Source organism: Bifidobacterium sp. ESL0820 (assembly GCF_052606235.1).
Window position 1 is genome coordinate 1785085 of record NZ_CP199594.1, and the last position, 16342, is coordinate 1801426.

10 protein-coding genes, 1 other RNA gene and 1 pseudogene are annotated in these 16342 nt (G+C 62.5%); 9 read left to right on the top strand and 3 right to left on the bottom strand.

Annotated elements, in window-relative coordinates:
• Nucleotides 1-44 precede the first annotated feature (44 nt).
• From ACUIAH_RS07015 to leuA, 3 genes are all read left to right on the top strand, one after another.
• Nucleotides 45-737 (top strand): L-ribulose-5-phosphate 4-epimerase, encoded by a 693-nt coding sequence (locus tag ACUIAH_RS07015; protein WP_101433020.1) that lies wholly within the window; start codon nt 45-47, stop codon nt 735-737.
• Between the two features lie 84 nt (nt 738-821).
• Nucleotides 822-1442: a DUF5701 family protein gene (locus ACUIAH_RS07020; RefSeq protein ID WP_024626962.1), complete on the top strand. Its 621-nt coding sequence runs from the start codon at nt 822-824 to the stop codon at nt 1440-1442.
• A gap of 251 nt (nt 1443-1693) precedes the next feature.
• Nucleotides 1694-3604 carry a 2-isopropylmalate synthase gene (leuA, locus tag ACUIAH_RS07025; protein ID WP_445340805.1) on the top strand — a complete coding sequence of 637 codons (1911 nt, stop codon included), beginning with the start codon at nt 1694-1696 and terminating at the stop codon, nt 3602-3604.
• Between the two features lie 104 nt (nt 3605-3708).
• Here the strand turns inward: leuA and ACUIAH_RS07030 are convergent, their stop codons facing one another.
• A complete protein-coding gene (locus ACUIAH_RS07030) occupies nt 3709-5934 on the bottom strand; it encodes a transglycosylase domain-containing protein (RefSeq protein WP_445340806.1) in 2226 nt (741 codons plus the stop codon).
• Between the two features lie 194 nt (nt 5935-6128).
• On the opposite strand from ACUIAH_RS07030, the gene ACUIAH_RS07035 reads away from it, so the two are divergent.
• On the top strand, nt 6129-7271 hold the full coding sequence (locus ACUIAH_RS07035) for an inositol-3-phosphate synthase (protein ID WP_445340807.1): 1143 nt from the start codon (nt 6129-6131) through the stop codon (nt 7269-7271).
• A gap of 240 nt (nt 7272-7511) precedes the next feature.
• On the opposite strand, the gene glf is transcribed toward ACUIAH_RS07035, so the two are convergent.
• Nucleotides 7512-8690, bottom strand: coding sequence for a UDP-galactopyranose mutase (glf, locus tag ACUIAH_RS07040; RefSeq protein ID WP_445340808.1), 1179 nt, complete (start codon nt 8688-8690; stop codon nt 7512-7514).
• Nucleotides 8691-8920: 230 nt separating this feature from the next.
• Here glf and ffs point away from each other — a divergent pair.
• The 5 genes and pseudogenes from ffs to ACUIAH_RS07065 all read left to right on the top strand — a co-directional run bounded on the left by ffs (nt 8921) and on the right by ACUIAH_RS07065 (nt 15232).
• An RNA gene (ffs, locus tag ACUIAH_RS07045) (signal recognition particle sRNA small type) lies at nt 8921-9011 on the top strand.
• A gap of 99 nt (nt 9012-9110) precedes the next feature.
• The gene (locus ACUIAH_RS07050; RefSeq protein ID WP_445340809.1) at nt 9111-10130 is read left to right on the top strand and encodes a phosphatase PAP2 family protein; all 1020 of its coding nucleotides are present in this window, start codon (nt 9111-9113) and stop codon (nt 10128-10130) included.
• Between the two features lie 148 nt (nt 10131-10278).
• Nucleotides 10279-13125, top strand: a complete 2847-nt coding sequence (topA, locus tag ACUIAH_RS07055) for a type I DNA topoisomerase (RefSeq protein ID WP_445340810.1) — start codon at nt 10279-10281, stop codon at nt 13123-13125.
• Nucleotides 13122-13775: pseudogene (gene tmk / locus ACUIAH_RS07060) on the top strand (dTMP kinase); the annotation flags it as partial. The gene topA and the pseudogene tmk, both read left to right, overlap by 4 nt.
• Before the next feature lie 296 nt (nt 13776-14071).
• Nucleotides 14072-15232 (top strand): DNA polymerase III subunit delta', encoded by a 1161-nt coding sequence (locus tag ACUIAH_RS07065; RefSeq protein ID WP_445340811.1) that lies wholly within the window; start codon nt 14072-14074, stop codon nt 15230-15232.
• 19 nt (nt 15233-15251) lie between these two features.
• Here the strand turns inward: ACUIAH_RS07065 and ACUIAH_RS07070 are convergent, their stop codons facing one another.
• Nucleotides 15252-16310, bottom strand: a complete 1059-nt coding sequence (locus ACUIAH_RS07070; protein WP_445340812.1) for a LacI family DNA-binding transcriptional regulator — start codon at nt 16308-16310, stop codon at nt 15252-15254.
• Between the last annotated feature and the right edge of the window lie 32 nt (nt 16311-16342).

A 16342-nucleotide genomic window follows, 5' to 3' on the forward strand; every position in this document is an offset into this window, starting at 1 on the left:
TCGCAGGAAGATCCGGCCCCATATTGGAAATGGTGGTGGTTCTTATGACGTCCTTGGCTGATTTTCCTGACGAGGTGCGTGTCGAGGTAGGTCTGGTCCGTGAGCATGTTGCTGCCCTGCATGCGCAGTTGATCAAGTGGGGGCTGGTGGTATGGACGGCGGGGAATGTCTCACAGCGTCTGCATTCAGCCGACTTGCTGGTGATCAAGCCGTCCGGGGTGCGCTATGAGCAGTTGACGCCGGAATCAATGGTGGTCACGGATCTGGAGGGGCATGTGGTGGACGGATCCGCCGCCCCATCCTCGGATGTGTTTTCGCACGCTTACATCTACCGGCACATGCCCGAAGTGTTCGGCGTGGTGCATACGCATTCGACCTTTGCGACGGCCTTTGCTGCAGTGGGCCGGTCGATTCCATGCGTACTGACGATGATGGGTGACGAGTTCGGCGGTCCGGTGCCGGTGGGTCCCTTTGCCTTGATCGGTTCGGACCAGATAGGCCGCGGGGTCGTCGAGACCCTAGCGGAGCACCCGGGCTGCCCTGCAGTGCTGATGCGTAATCACGGCCCCTTCACGGTCGGCGCTGATGCTGAGGCTGCGGTTAAGGCGGCGGCGATGACGGAGGAGGTGGCGCGTACGGTGTGGGCTGCTGAGCAAATCGGTACGCCTGTGCCACTGTCCGACGAGGATGTGGCCAGTCTGAACGACCGCTACCAGCACGTGTACGGCCAGCACTGAATCTCAATGCGATGTCCCGCCCCGGCAGGTGGGTATGGACAGTGCAGGTGCTTGCCGCGGCAGATTCGAATTAGACTGGAGGCCATGACCAGATCTTCCCAAGAAGTGCAGCGGCAACTGGATCGGATTGTGGCCCTGGGCTATCCGGATGTGGCGGACATCAGCGCCGCCGCCTTCAGAGCCTTGGCCCAACCCCTGATTTCCGCGCTGGAGTCCACTGAGCTGGGCGAGCAGATCCTGCTCATCCCCACCAGAGAGCTGGTCTCGCCCGAGTCGCTGATCGCCCGGACCAGCATCAACCGCATGGCTGGCTTCACCACCATGCCGCCGCGCGACATCGCCAGCTTCCTGCCTCAGAACGGGTTCGAGCCGCCCGAGGGGCCCTTTTACATCGTTCTGGAACCGCATACCGGCACCTGCTACACCAACCGCGAACCCGATGTGGCCCGCAAGCTGATCGACTCCGACGACCGCCTTCCTCTGACCTTGGAGGAGGGGCTGGCCATCGCCACCCAGCATCCCGATTGGCTGGCGGTCAAGAACGGCTTCAACCTGCTGGGTTCCCACAGCGCCGATGGGCGTGTGCCCAGCATCTGGATGAGCCAGAACGCCCCCCGCCTGGGTTCGGTCTGGCCCAACTCGCGTCACACCTGGCTGGGCAACGCCTACTGCGAGGGCCGTCGCGGCGTCTCCCTTTTTCAGTGAATTCCTTCCACTGAATCTTATGAAGTGAGCACTCTGTCAGCGCTTGCATCGTGTGGTGTTGGCATCCTTGGCAACCCAGCGGATTATGCCAGGTTCTATGCGCTCGCCTCCCACTGCGTCGTAATGCGGACTCGGACCGCATGTCCTGGCTCTTCTCCGGTAAGATAATGGCACCCCCGGTGCGGCTTCGGCATACCGAACCCATGGCCGGGCGACATTGTGGTTTCCGACGAACGAAAGAAGGAGGAGAGATGGATCAGGATCGTGCATCCGTGTTTGATCTTGCGGCCCAGGCCGCGGCGTCCAATGGAGGGAACAACGACCTGCTGCTGCCTCCCCCCAGGTTTGTGGGTTCGCCGCAGAAGCCCAGCGCCATGCCCTACACCAAGTATGTGGCCTACAACAAGCAGGTCCCCTTTGACTATCCGCAGCGCACCTGGCCGGGCAAGACCCTGAAGCGGGCGCCTCGCTGGTGCTCGGTGGATCTTCGCGACGGCAACCAGGCCTTGGTCGATCCCATGGATTCCGAGCGCAAGCTGAGATTCTGGAATCTGCTGATCTCCATGGGCTTCAAGGAGATCGAGGTGGGCTTCCCCTCGGCCTCCGAAACCGATTACGACTTCATCCGCCTCCTGATAGAGCGCGAGCTGATCCCTGACGACGTGACCATCGTGGTCCTGACCCAGGCCCGCGAGCACCTGATCCGCCGTACCTACGAGGCCCTGCGTGGGGCCAAGCGGGCGGTGGTCCACTTCTACAACTCGGTCTCGGTCCTGCAGCGGGAGGTCGTCTTCCACAAGGACAAGGCCGGGATCAAGAAGCTGGCCACCGACGCAGCCGAGCTTTGCCGCTCCCTGGAGGCCGATGCCAAGGGCACCGATCTCTACTACGAGTACTCGCCCGAGTCCTTCTCCGGTGCCGAGCCTGAGTACTCCCTGGAGGTCTGCAACGCGGTCATCGACGTGATCCGGCCTACGCCGGAGCACCCCATGATCATCAACCTGCCCAACACCGTGGAGATGACCACCCCCAACGTCTTCGCTGACGAGGTGGAGTACATATCCACCAACCTCAAGGACCGGGATGCGGTGGTGCTCTCCCTGCATCCTCACAATGATGAGGGCATGGCCGTAGCCGCCACCGAGCTCAGCCTGCTGGCCGGGGCCGACCGGGTCGAGGGTTGCCTGCTGGGCAATGGCGAACGCACCGGCAACGTCGACATTTGCACGGTGGGGCTGAACCTGCTGGTCCAGGGGATCGACCCCCAGCTGGACTTCTCCGACATGCCCGGCATCCGTCGGACGGTGGAGTACTGCAATCAGATCGCCGTCTCCGAGCGTCACCCCTATGTGGGCAACTTCGTCTTCACAGCCTTCTCCGGCTCCCACCAGGACGCCATCAAGAAGGGTCTGGATGCCAGGCAGCAGGCGGCTCTGCGTGCCAACGCCAACCCCGACGACTTCCTCTGGCTGGTGCCCTACCTGCCCATCGATCCCAAGGATGTGGGCGGCAACTACGAGGCCATCATCCGGGTCAACTCCCAATCGGGCAAGGGTGGCATGGCCTACCTGCTCAAGGCCAACCACCATCTGGATCTGCCCAAGCGCCTTCAGGTGGAGTTCGAACGACTGGTCCAGAGCTATGCCGACAGGACCAAGCGCGAGGTCAAGGATGCCGACATCTGGCGGCTCTTCAAGGACGAGTACCTGCCCGTGGAGGCCGGCGGAAGCGTGGTCGGCGGCGAGTCCATGGCCGATCAGCGCGACGAGACCCTGCAGCAGTGGGGACGCTTCAAGCTCCTGAATGTGGCAGTCACCTCCGGCGAGGACGGCTCCGACACCGTCCTGGATGCCACCCTGCTGGACCGGGGACTTGCCCCGGGCGATCCTGAGGAGCGCCGTCGTGTTCAGGGGCATGGGAACGGTCCTATTGCGGCCTTCCTGGATGCACTCAAGTCCCTGGATCAGACCGTTTCGGTTCTGGATTACGCCGAGCACGCTATGACCGCAGGCACGGATGCTCTGGCCGCCTCCTACGTGGAATGCCGGGTGGGCGAACCGGCCAGGTCCCGGGTGATCTGGGGCGTGGGCATCGATTCGTCCATCTCCACCAGCTCCCTCAAGGCCATCATCTCGGCCCTCAACCGCTTCCAGCGCGGCTAGCGGTCATAGGGGAGAAAAGCAACCCCAGACCAGCTAGACCAGCCTTACGGTCCGATCCGAGCGCAGCTGATTCGTCCGGATCGGACCGGTCTGTCCGGACAGCCTTACTGTTGGGATGACTCTGACCCGGAGTTGCCCTCGGTGGTCCCGCCGCTGCCGCCTTCGGCCCCGCCTCCATTGCCTGAGCCCGAGCCGCTGCCGGCTCCTGACTCTTCCTGCGGGACTGTCTGCTGCTGGTTGCGCTGCTGAGGCACGTATTCATAGTTGTAGTTGCGCCTGGGCGTATAGGAGTAGCTCGGCTTATACCCGGTTCCCCAGCTGCCGTCCGGTCCGCCGATCTTGCCATGGTCCTCGGCCGCAGGGAAGCGCTCCACCGGGCTGTTGCCCAGGGCCGACTTCATGTACTGGGTGAACAGCTGGACCGGATAGAACTCGTTCTGATAGACATCAGGCACCTTGAGGGCACTGCCATCCTGACCTTGGTTCCAGACGGCGAACGTGGTCAGAAGCGAGGGGGTGAATCCGATGAAGGAGATGGCTGTCTGATCGTTGGCTGTACCTGTCTTGCCGGCGATGGGCCGGCCCAGGGAACGTGCGTAGGAGGCGGTGCCGTACTGAACCGTGGTGGTCATGGCTTTCTGCAGCAGGGCCACCTGGTCGGCATTGAAGACCTGGTCCGACTGGATGGCCGCGGTGTAGAGCTCCTGATCCTTGGCGTCCTTGACCTGGGCCACCAGATGCAGCAGGGGTCGCTTGCCCCCGTTGGCCAGAGTGGCGTAGCCCTGGGTCACGTCATAGACCGAAAGAGCATCCAGACCCAGGGTGTCGAAGGTGGTCGTGTCGTCGATCTTGCCGGTGATGCCGGCCGTATGTGCCAGTTGGGCCGTCTTCTGGGAGGTCACGTGCTCGCCCAGATCCATGAAGACCGTGTTGACCGAGTTGGCGAAGGCCGAGTAGAGGTTGATGTACCCGTAGCTGACCTGCCCGGCATTAGCGACGGACTTGCCCACGCTGGAGAAGGTGCGTGGAGAGTTGCCATTGAAGACCGTGTTGAGGCTGACCCCATCCTGGATGGCTCCCAACAGGGTGTAGGCCTTCATGGTCGAACCCACTTGGAAGGTGGCCTGGTCCACATTGTTGAGCTGGTGGGTCAGATAGTCGTCCCCCGCGTACAAGGAGATGATGGCGCCGGTCTTGGGGTCGACCGAGAGCCCTCCGGTCTGCAGGGTGGGCGGCTGGTGCTTGTTGCCGGTGGTTGGACTGGCCACCTGGAACATCAGATCCTGTTTGTCTTTCTGAATGGTGGTGATGATCCGGTAGCCGCCCGTGTCCAGGTCGTCTGCCGTGAAGGGGGCCTTTTTGCCGGAGGACAGCTCGTTGCGGACCATGCGCAGCAGGTAGCCGTTGGGCCCCTGGTAGACGTTCTCTGGCGAGTACTTGATAGTCTGCGGCATCTGGGCGCCGACCCGGTCTTTGTGGCTGATGTAGTGGTCCTCTTCCATGATGCCCAGCACCCGGTGGAAGCGCGATTCGGCCTGCTTGGGGTTGATCGCCGGATCCCAGGAGGCCGGGGCGGGGATGATGCCGGCCAGCATGGCCGACTCTGGCATGGTCAGGTCCTTGGCGTCCTTGCCGAAGTAATTCTGGGCGGCGGCCTGGATCCCGTAGGCGCCGCGGCCGAAGTAGATGGTGTTCATATAGTTGCACAGGACCGTGTCCTTATTCTCGGTCCTGGAGATCTTCAGGGAGAGGATGGCCTCGCGCAGCTTGCCCTTGTAGGAGGTGGTCTCGCCCAGATAGTAGCGCTCGGCGTACTGCTGGGTGATGGTGGATCCGCCCTGTCGGGTGCCCTTGGTCACGTTGTTGAGCAGGGCCCGGCCGATGCCCTTGAGGTCGATGCCGTTGTCCTTATAGAAGGAGCGGTTCTCCGAGGCGACGACCGCATTGCCCACGTACTTGGGAAGGACCGTGCAGTCGATGATCTGCCTGTTCTGGTCGGCGTAGGTTCCGATGGGGGTGGTGCCGTCCGCATAGTAGACCGTGGTCTTTTGCGCCAGGGCCTGCTTCTCCGGCGGGATGATCTCGGTGGTCAGATACAGGTAGGCGAAGGCCGCCGCCCCGGCGACCAGCACCAGTCCCAACAGGGCCAGGATCCACTTAAGCACACGATGTGACTTGCGACGTCGTCCCCGGCGGGGCCCGTTACCCCGGGGGTTCCGGTCGGCATGCCGCGATGTGGGGATGTCGGTGCGATTGCCGCCCCCGCGCGACCCGGACTGGGCCCTGCGGGTGGGCGAGGTCGAACTGACTGAACGAGTCTGATTGGCCATGCCAACCACGCTATCCGGCAGGGCTGAAAACTGTTCGACCTAGGGCTGAACGTTCATCATTTTCGTACGTTTGTGCCCTCCCTGGAGGTCTGTCCTGCCAGCTGGCACGCATATGGGGCTCTATTCCACCATGCGATCCACCGGGAGAAGGTATGCTTAGGTTGGAAATAACTCAGTAAATCAGAGGAGTTTGTATGAGCATCCGTGTAGCTATAGCGGGCGTGGGCAACTGCGCTTCCTCGCTGGTACAGGGAGTCGAATATTACAAGGACGCCAAGGATGATGACAAGATCCCCGGCATCATGCACGCCAACTTCGGGGGCTACCGCATTCGTGACGTGGAGTTCGTGACAGCCTTCGACGTGGATTCCCTCAAGGTCGGCAAGGACCTGAGCGAGGCCGTTTTCGCCTCGCAGAACAACACCTACAAGTTCTGCGACGTTCCCAATAAGGGCGTGGAGGTCCTGCGCGGGCCGACCGGCGATGGACTGGGCGAGTACTACAGCAAGATGATCACCGAGTCGGACGCCGAGCCCGTGGACGTGGCCCAGGTTCTGCGTGACAAGAAGGTTGACGTGCTGGTCTCCTACCTGCCCGTCGGCTCTGAGCAGGCCGACAAGGCCTACGCCACCGCCGCCATCGAGGCCGGGTGCGCCTTCGTCAACTGCCTGCCCGTCTTCATCGCCTCCGACCCCGAGTGGGCCCAGAAGTTCCGCGATGCCGGCCTGCCTATCGTGGGCGACGACATCAAGAGCCAGGTGGGCGCCACCATCACGCACCGCGTCATGGCCCGCCTCTTTGAGGACCGCGGCGTGCGTCTGGATCGCACCTACCAGCTGAACGTGGGCGGCAACATGGACTTCATGAACATGCTGCAGCGCTCCCGCCTGGAGTCCAAGAAGGTTTCCAAGACCCGTGCGGTCACCTCCATCGTTCCCCACGATATGGATCCCCACAACGTCCACATCGGTCCCTCCGACTATGTGGCCTGGCTGGATGATCGCAAGCTGGCTTTCGTGCGTCTGGAGGGCACCACCTTCGGTGATGTCCCGCTGAATCTGGAGTACAAGCTGGAGGTCTGGGATTCGCCCAACTCGGCCGGCATCGTCATCGATGCCCTGCGTGCCGCCAAGATCGCCCTGGACCGCCATCTGGCAGGCCCGGTGCTGGCGCCCAGCTCCTACTTCATGAAGTCCCCGGCTGTTCAGCATGAGGACAACGAGGCCCGCCAGCTGGTCGAGGATTACATCGCCGGCAAGGTCGAGGGCGACGAGATCGCCCTGGATGCCGATGTCAAGGCCGCCAAGGAGAACGGCAAGGACGTCTGGCACGCCTGAGCCTGCGGATTCCGCCTGATTGATGTCTGGGGCGCCTCTTCCAAGGTTGTCCCGAAGGCATGAGTGGCAGATGCTTGGTCTGGAAAGAGGCCGACCGCTTTTCATGGGCGGCCGGCCTCCTTGTATTCTGAACGGAACAGTGGCTTCGGATTTGCTGGCTCAACCTGGCGCTGGACTCTTCAGTCTCAGGCTCCCGTCAGGAATTGCCTTGAGAAGATCGTCAGGAGTGCGATCAGGGTTTCAGTCCTTGGTGCGGCCTACCAGGGGAGCGATCCGCTTGTCCCAGGCATCCAGAGCTGAATTGATGACCTGGTGCATGTCATAGTAGGCGTAGGTACCCAAGCGGCCGCCGAAGACCACCTTCGGCTGCTGGGCTGCCAGCTGCTTGTACTGGGTGTAGAGGGCGCGGTCGTCGCCCGTGTTGATGGGGTAGTAGGGTTCGTCGCCCTTGCCGGCGAATCGGCTGTATTCCTCCCAGACCACGGTGCGCTCATGGTTTTGCCGGTCGTAGCGCTCGGGGTTGAAGTTCTTGAACTCGATGGCGCGGGTGTAGGGTACGTCGGGATCGGAGAAGTTCATGACCGGGCAGCCGAAATGGTCGTCCTCGTCATAGCGGAGCTCCTTGAAGTCCACGGTCCGCCACTTGAGTTCGCCCAGGCGGTAGTCGAAGTAGCGGTCGACCGGGCCCGTGTAGACCACGGGGACCTGCCCCACCAGAGCATCCCTGTTCCAGGGCTGTGAGTCGTCGAAGAAGTCGGTTTTCAGGCTCACCTGGATGTGTGGGTCGTCGATCATCCTTTCGAACCAGGCCGTGTAACCGTCCTTGGGCAGGCCCTCCCAGGTGTCCTTGAAGTAATGGTTGTCGTAGTTGAATCGCACCGGCAGCCGCTTGATGATGGAGGCGGGCAGCTGGGAGGGGTCGGTCTGCCACTGCTTGGCCGTGTAGTTCTTGATGAAGGCCTCATAGAGGGGGCGGCCGATCAGGCTGATCCCCTGGTCGTTCAGGTTGCCCGGGTCGGTCCCGGCAAGTTCGCCAGCCTGCTCCCGGATCAGTTCGCGGGCCTGCTGGGGGGTGTAGTGGGCGTGGAAGAACTGGTTGATGGTGCCCAGGTTGATGGGCAGAGGATAGACCTCGCCCTTGTGGGTGGTGTAGACCCGGTGGGTGTAGTCGGTGAACTCGGTGAAGCGATTGACGTACTCCCAGACCTTGCGGTTGGAGGTGTGGAAGAGGTGCGCGCCGTACTTGTGGATTTCGGCCCCGGTCTCCTTATCCATGTAGGAGTATGCGTTGCCGCCGATGTGGTCGCGCACGTCGATGATCCGCACCCGGGCCCCGCTGTGCTCGACCGCCTGCTGGGCCACGGTCAGGCCAAACAAGCCAGCGCCTACAATCACCAAATCAGCATCCATGTCAGCCATTCGTCTTCAGCCATCCATCCCTTGTCGCTACCATGCCGGGGCTGCCTATTGTCAGGACCCGGCATAATCCGTGATCAGCCGCTTGGAGTACGGCGATCCTGCTGTTTACATGCTAGCGGACTGGTCTGGTCAGGGAAGCGGCAGGTGGCGATGTCGACTGAATGCGCACCTGAATGAAGGGGTCGGCGCTTTCCGATGGACAAGTGGAGCCTGTCTGCTATCATGGTGACTTGCTCTCACGTGGCGTTATGTCACCCAATCCCCCCAGGGCAGGAATGCAGCAAGGGTAAGTGGCCTCTGGCGGGTGCGTGGGAGTTTTTTCATAGTTGTCCTGCCCGGGCTGGCTGAAGTCGTGAAGGGAACGCGTCCGTCGGACGGGGTGTCGGCTGTCGACCCAGGGGTTGGTTAGAGTCTTGAGGTATGACCAACAAGCACAAGCAGGGCGAGGCCCAGGAAACCTGGTACAGGGATCCGAATGAGCAGACCGAAGCGGACGGCAGCCATGTTGACCGGGATCCTTTGACGTCTCGCCCCCGGATTTCGGCCCTGGTTCTGTGCCTGGTCGCCGGCCTGGCCTGCCTGGGTCTGGCGGCTCTGGTCTGGTGGGCAGCTGTGTGGACTGTTCCCGGGCAGACCTATGACGACATGGCCCTGACCAACTTCCGCGGTTTCCTTGATCAGGCGCCCCTTGTCAAGGCTTATCTGGGACTGTTCGCCATGCCCTATGTGACTGTGGTGATCTGCGTGGTGCTGGGCCTTGCAGCCCTGGTGGTTGTTCTGGTCAGGCGCCGGTGGTGGCTGCTCGGCCAGGTTGCCGTTTATGCTCTGGTGGTCTATGGGGCGGCGCGCATTCTCAAGCGCTTCCTGCCTCGCCCGGTGCTGATCCATTCTCAGGCTTCCACAGCCAATTCGGCCCCCTCAGGGCACACCATCCTGGCTTTGGCGGTGGTGCTGGCTCTGCTCTGTGTGGTGCCGCGTGTTTGGAGGGCTCCGGTCGCCTTGGTGGGGTTCGCCTTTGACCTGTCTGTGGGCTGCTCGTTGGTGCAGGGAGGCTGGCACCGCCCCTCAGACGTGGTCATGGGCGTGCTTATTTCGGTCGGTCTCTGCCTCATTGCTCTGGCCGTCACTCGTGGCACCGGGATGGACGTTCCTGGAACCAGGATGTCCTCGGCTTCGATCCAGATTGTCGCCACCTTGATGCTGGTGGCAGGGTTCCTGGGGATTCTCTATGCCTGCTATGTCATTTGGCAGGTCAGCCCTGGTCTGGAGATCGGCGCTCGGTGGGCGGCCTACGGGGTTCATTGCTCGGCCGTCATACTGATGGCCTCCCTTCTGTCGCTGACCCTGGGGCTGGTTCTGGCGCTGAGGCAGATCACGGCCTCGCCTCTGACCAGGATGGGCCTTGTCGGTCGGCCCCCGGCTCCTCCCCAAAATGACTGAAGTCAGTCTCTGAGCGTACCGAACGTCTTTGGTTCATCCACTGTCGACCCCAGGGATCCACACCCGTGCACATGACCTCTTGATTTGCATGGTGACGGAACCTCGTGAGTAAGATGGCGTGCGAAAGACCACAATATAAGGAGAGGCCATGGCATCCGGCAATAAGCTCGTCATTGTTGAGTCGCCAACCAAGGCAAAGAAGATCGGCGGGTACCTGGGCAAGGGCTACACGGTCATGGCCTCGGTGGGCCATATCCGCGACCTGGCCCAGCCATCGCAGGTCCCGGCCTCCCAGAAGAAGGCCTACGGCAAGTTCGGCGTGGACGTGAACGATGGCTTCAAGCCCTACTACATCGTGGATGATAAGAAGAAGCACACGGTGTCCGAGCTCAAGAAGGCGCTGAAGAACGCCGACGAGCTCTACCTGGCCACTGATGAGGATCGGGAGGGGGAGGCCATCGCCTGGCACCTGGTCCAGACCCTTAAACCCAAGGTGCCGGTAAAGCGCATGGTCTTTCATGAGATCACGCCAGAGGCCATCAAGAATTCTCTCAAGCACACCAGGGACGTGGATGCCCACATGGTAGACGCCCAGGAGACCCGCAGGGTTCTGGATCGGCTCTATGGCTATGAACTTTCACCGGTGCTCTGGCGCAAGGTGGGTCCGGGGCTGAGCGCCGGGCGTGTCCAGTCTGTGGCGACTCGGCTGATTGTGGAGCGCGAGCGTGAGCGCATGGCCTTTGTCAAGGCCTCCTACTGGGATCTGCTAGCGCATCTGGTGCAGGAGGATGCTGGGGAATCGTCATCGTCGGGCGGTTTTCAGGCGCGGATGATCAGCCTAGGGGAGCAACGGCTGGCGGTCTCCAAGGACTTCACCTCCAAGGGCCAGCTGACGCAGGCTGCAGCCAAGGAGCAGGTCCTGCAGCTGGATGAGCAGCACGCCCGAAGCCTGGCTGAGACGCTGAAAAATCAGGACTTCACGGTGACGGGTATGGAGACCAAGCCCTACCGGCGGCGCCCCCAGCCCCCCTTCACTACGTCTACCCTGCAGCAGACGGCAGGCAACCGGCTGGGCATGAGTTCCCGGGCCACCATGCGCGCTGCCCAGGGGCTCTATGAGAACGGGTTCATCACCTATATGCGTACCGATTCGGTCACTCTCTCCCAGGAGGCCATTGCCGCTGCTCGCAAGGGGGTCGAACGTGAGTACGGGGCCGAGTACCTGTCGGCTGAGTCCAAGCAGTATGTAACCAAGACCGCCGGCGCCCAGGAGGCCCACGAATGCATCCGGCCAGCCGGTTCCACCTTCCACAGGCCCCAGGAGCTGGCCGACCGTCTGGCCCCTGACCAGCTCAAGCTCTACACCCTGATCTGGCGCCGCACCCTGGCTTCACAGATGGCCGACGCCACCGGTTCCACAGCCACCATCCGCCTGTCGGCGCCGGCGGGCAAGGAGGACACAGCCCTCTTCCAGGCTTCAGGCACCGTCATCAAGTTCCCTGGCTTCCTTAAGGCCATGGGTTCAGGCTCTGAACAAACCGATGGGGATTCAACCCTGCCTCCGGTCCAGAAGGGCGACGTGCTTCGTGCTGCTGCCCTTGAGCCTGAGGGTCATGAGACACAGCCGCCGGCCCGCTACACCGAGGCCTCCCTGGTCAAGACCCTGGAGGCCAAGGAGATCGGCAGGCCTTCCACCTATGCCAGCATCATCTCGACCATCATCGATCGCGGATACGTCTACGAGCGCGGTCGCGCGCTGATCCCTTCTTGGCTGGCCTTTTCAGTGGTCAGGCTGCTGGAGACCAATTTCCCCAAGTATGTGGATTATCAATTCACGGCGCAGATGGAGAACGGCCTGGATATGATCGCCCATGGCAAGGAGCGGGGCAAGGACTGGCTGACCCGGTTCTACTTCGGCTCAGGCCCGGGCGCCGCTCAGAACGCTGATCAGGCTCATCAGGGTTTGCAGGAGCAGGTGGCCCAGTTGGGAGACATCGACGCCCGAAAGATCAACACTATCGAGATAGGCGATGGCCTGCAGGTGAGGGTCGGCCGCTACGGCCCCTATCTTGAGGATACGGCTGACCTGGATGCCGATGGCAATCCCAAGCGCGCCTCTTTGCCGCCAACGATGGCTCCGGACGAGCTGACTGTGGCAGCGGGCCATGAGCTGATTGCAGCCAACGCAGGCGGCCCCCGTCAGCTGGGCAAAGATCCGGAGACCGGCGGTCGGGTCGAGGTGCGCAAGGGCCGATTCGGGCCCTACGTGGCCCTGATCAGCCCCGAAGAGGATGCGGCCGAACAGAAGAAGCCTGCCACTAAGACTGCAAGGACGGCCAAGCGAACAGGTCCTAAGCCCAAGATGGCCTCGCTCTTCAAAACCATGGATCCGGACACGGTCACCCTGGAGGATGCCCTGAAGCTGCTCAGCCTGCCCAGGACGGTGGGCAGCATCGAGCTGACCGATGCCAAGACTGGAGCAACCAGCCAGGCCACAGTCACAGCCAGCAATGGCCGCTATGGTCCCTACCTGACGGCCACCAAAGCCGACGGCGGCACCGAGACGCGTTCGCTGACCGACGAGGACCAGATTTTCACCATTGACCAGGCCGGGGCCAAGGCGCTCTTCGATCAGCCCAAGTACGGACGGCGTTCCCGGAGCGCGGCCAAGCCTCCTCTTCGTGAGCTGGGTACGGACCCTGACAGCGGCAAACCCGTCACCATCAAGGACGGATTCTACGGCGTCTACATCACCGACGGGCAGACCAACAGGACCCTGCCCAAGCAGTACACGGCCCAGTCCATCGAACCGGAGGTGGCTTTCCGACTGCTGGCAGAGAAGCGCGCGGCCGGGCCCACAAAGCGGCGCGGCCGGACCACTCGCAGGTCGACCGCACGAAAGTCGACTGCTCGCAAATCGGCCGCTCGCACCCGCAAAACCACAAAGAAGACTAAAACTACCAAGACTTCCAAGACTACGGAGCATCAGGCATGAGCGATGGTTTGTTCATTTCCTTCGAGGGTGTGGACGGGGCAGGCAAGACCACCCAGGTTCAACGAGCACACAACTATCTGCAGGAGTGCGGCCTGCGGTCCCTGGTCACCCGCGAGCCAGGAGGCACTCCGGTCGGATTGACCATCCGGGAACTCGTTCTGCACGGCTTGGCCGCCTTTCCTTCTGTTGCCGTGACCGAGGGTACCGACGTGGTTGACGCCTCCGACGATCTGGCCCCTAGGACCGAGGCCCTGCTCTATGCAGCGGATCGTGCCGAGCATGTGGCCCAGGTGGTGCGCCCGGCTCTGGAGCAAGGAGACATTGTGCTCTGCGACCGGTACCTGGATTCCTCAGTGGCCTATCAGGCCGGAGGCCGTGATCTGTCGGCGGATGTGATCCGTCGGCTGAGCCTGTGGGCCAGTCAGGGTTTGCTGCCCAAGCGCACCTACCTGCTGGATGCGGATCCGTCTCAGTCCAAGTCGCGTCTGAATCATGAGCCTGATCGTCTGGAGTCGGCTGGCGACGACTTCCAGCAGCATGTGCGTCAGGCATTTCTGCAGCTGGCTCACAATGAGCCCGACCGGTTCCTGGTTATCGACGCTACCCAGCCCATCGACCAAGTCTGGCAGATCATCCAAGATGATTTGGACAAGTTGGTCGAAGGACGCGAGCCGGATCTGCCGCAGGTCGACGATGAGAATGATGATGCGCAGGACGATGTCGACGATGATGAATCGGCTGCAGGATACGAGGACGATGAGCAGGATGCCGAGTCGGACTGGACTGAGGCTGCGGATGCGTCCGATCAGACACCGGAGGCTGATCCAGGCCAGGACGACCAGTCCATGGATGCGGGCACAGCCGGCGGGGATGCTGACGACGATTCGATTCCTGCGGATTCCCCAGCTCGCTGGCTGCTTCGGTCCCGGCTCCTGCGGAAGACCCGATGAGCGTCTGGGACGCCATTGTGGGCCAGCAGCCCACGGTCGACTTGCTCAAGCGGACGGTGGCCGCTCAGGCGCAGGGTCATGACGAGGTGGCGCAGTCCTGGCTGATCTGCGGCCCTCCTGGATCAGGGCGCTCCAATCTTGCCCGGGCTTTCGCGGCGGCCCTGATCAGTCCGGATCAGGGGCTGAGCGACCAACCTACCCGCGTCACCCAGCAGGTCCTGGCAGGAACCCATCCGGATGTGACCATACTGTCCACCAACAAGGTCACTATCGGCATCAACGAGGTCAGGGAGCTGATCATGACCTCGGAGCAGATGCCTTCAACCTCGCGCTGGCGGGTCATCATCATCGAAGACGTGGATCGGATGCTGGAGCGGACCACCAATGTGCTGCTCAAGGAGATCGAGGAGCCGGCTGAGCACACCATCTGGCTCCTGTGTGCACCCAGCGCCCAAGATGTGCTGCCCACCATTCGCTCACGGACCAGGGTGCTCAATCTGGCGGTGCCGTCCAACACTGCTGTGGCCGATTTCCTGACCGACCAGGTGGGTGTGGACCGGCCTCTAGCCGCCAAGGCCGCTCGTCTGGCTCAGGGACACATCGGCATCGCCCGTCTCTATGCCACCAAGGATCAGGTTCTGACCGACCGTGATGAGCTGGTGGTAGGTCTGCTGGGTCTGCGGCGTGCCTCAGATGCCGTGATCCTGGCAGCTCGGGTGGTTGATGCGGCCCGTGATCAGGCCACTGCCACCGTAGACGACGAGGTGGCCAGGGACGAGCGGGAGTTTCGGCAGATCAACGGGCTCAGGGACAAGGAGCGCATTCCCCGGCAGCTGCGCGGGGCCTACCATGCCTTGGGGGGCAAGGATCAGGTCCGTCGGCGGGTCACCAGGCTGACCCGGGATGTGCTGGACCGCAATCTGAGCACCCTGGCCAGCGTCTACCGGGATGTGGGCGTCCTGCAGAACGGTGCCGAGGAGAAGGCCGGCTTGGTCAATCTGGAGAATCGGGCGGCAATTGCCGATCTGTCCGTCAGACTCTCCAGGCAGGGGGCTATCGACCGCATTCAGCTGATCGCCCGGGCTCGCAGGAGGCTGGCTGCCAACGGTTCGCCACTCCTGGACTTCGAGGCTCTTTTCTGCACCCTGCTGGTCTGAGTGCAAACCCAAGGGTTCATCAGGCGAAAGTGCCTGGCGAGGTCATGTCGCTGCTGCCGATCCTTGGCGACCAGGTCGATTCCCTGCACTCCAGTGCCGGCGGCAGAGCCACGTGGGATGGCAGAATGGACTGTCCCTTGGCGTCGACCAGCCGCAGGGCCTCCTGGACGATGCCCTCCAGGGGAGTCTTGACTGCGGTCAAGGTCGGACTGCTGACCAGGCAGGCCGGGCTGTCCACGAAGGCGGCCACCTTGACTTGGTCGGGAACCCGGAAGCCCAGTTGGTTGCAGGCCATCAGAGCGCCCAGAGCCAGCGAGTCATCCCCGCAGATGATGGCATCGGGACGGTCGCTTCCCTCGCTGAGCATGGTTATGACGGCGTCGTGGCCGCGCTGCATGCTGCATGGACCGAACTGGACCCAGTCCGGCTGAGGAGTCATCCCCAAGGTGTTGGTCAGGGTGGAGAAGGTCGTGAAGAGCTCGGTGGCCGCGCTGGTGCTCAGTTCGCGGCTCAGATAGGCCACGGCGTGCGCGTTCTGTTCGGCCAGGTGGGCGATGATCAACCGCATGGAGGCGGCCTGGTCCGTGCCGACCCAGCTGGTGTGGTAGGAGACCGGCCTGCCGCCGACCTGAACAATGGGCAGCCCGGATGGCAGGTCGGCGGGCATGCCGACCGGATCGTCGTCCGGCGAAGGAACGACGATGATTCCTTCGACCTGTCGGGCCGCCATTGATCTGATGGCCGCCTCGCGCTCCTGGTCGCCCCTGACGGATATGACCAGCAGGTAGCGACCCTGTTCGGTCAGCCTTCTGCTGAGCAGATCCAGGATGGACCCGTCTAGGCCTGCGGAGGTGCCGCACAGAACTAACCCTATGGTTCTGCTGCGGTCCGAGCGGAGCGCGCTGGCAGCAAAGTTGGCCGAATAGTTGAGCTTCTCGGCCGCAGCCCTGACCCGGCGGCTGATGTCGTCATTCTTGCTTCTATGGCCGGAAAGGACGCGGGACACAGTCGCCGTCGAAACTCCGGCCAGAGCTGCGACGTTGGCAATGGAAGGCTTGTTGTCCGCCGTGTTTCCCATTGGTTCCCTCGAAGGTCCTCTCCACGGATGTC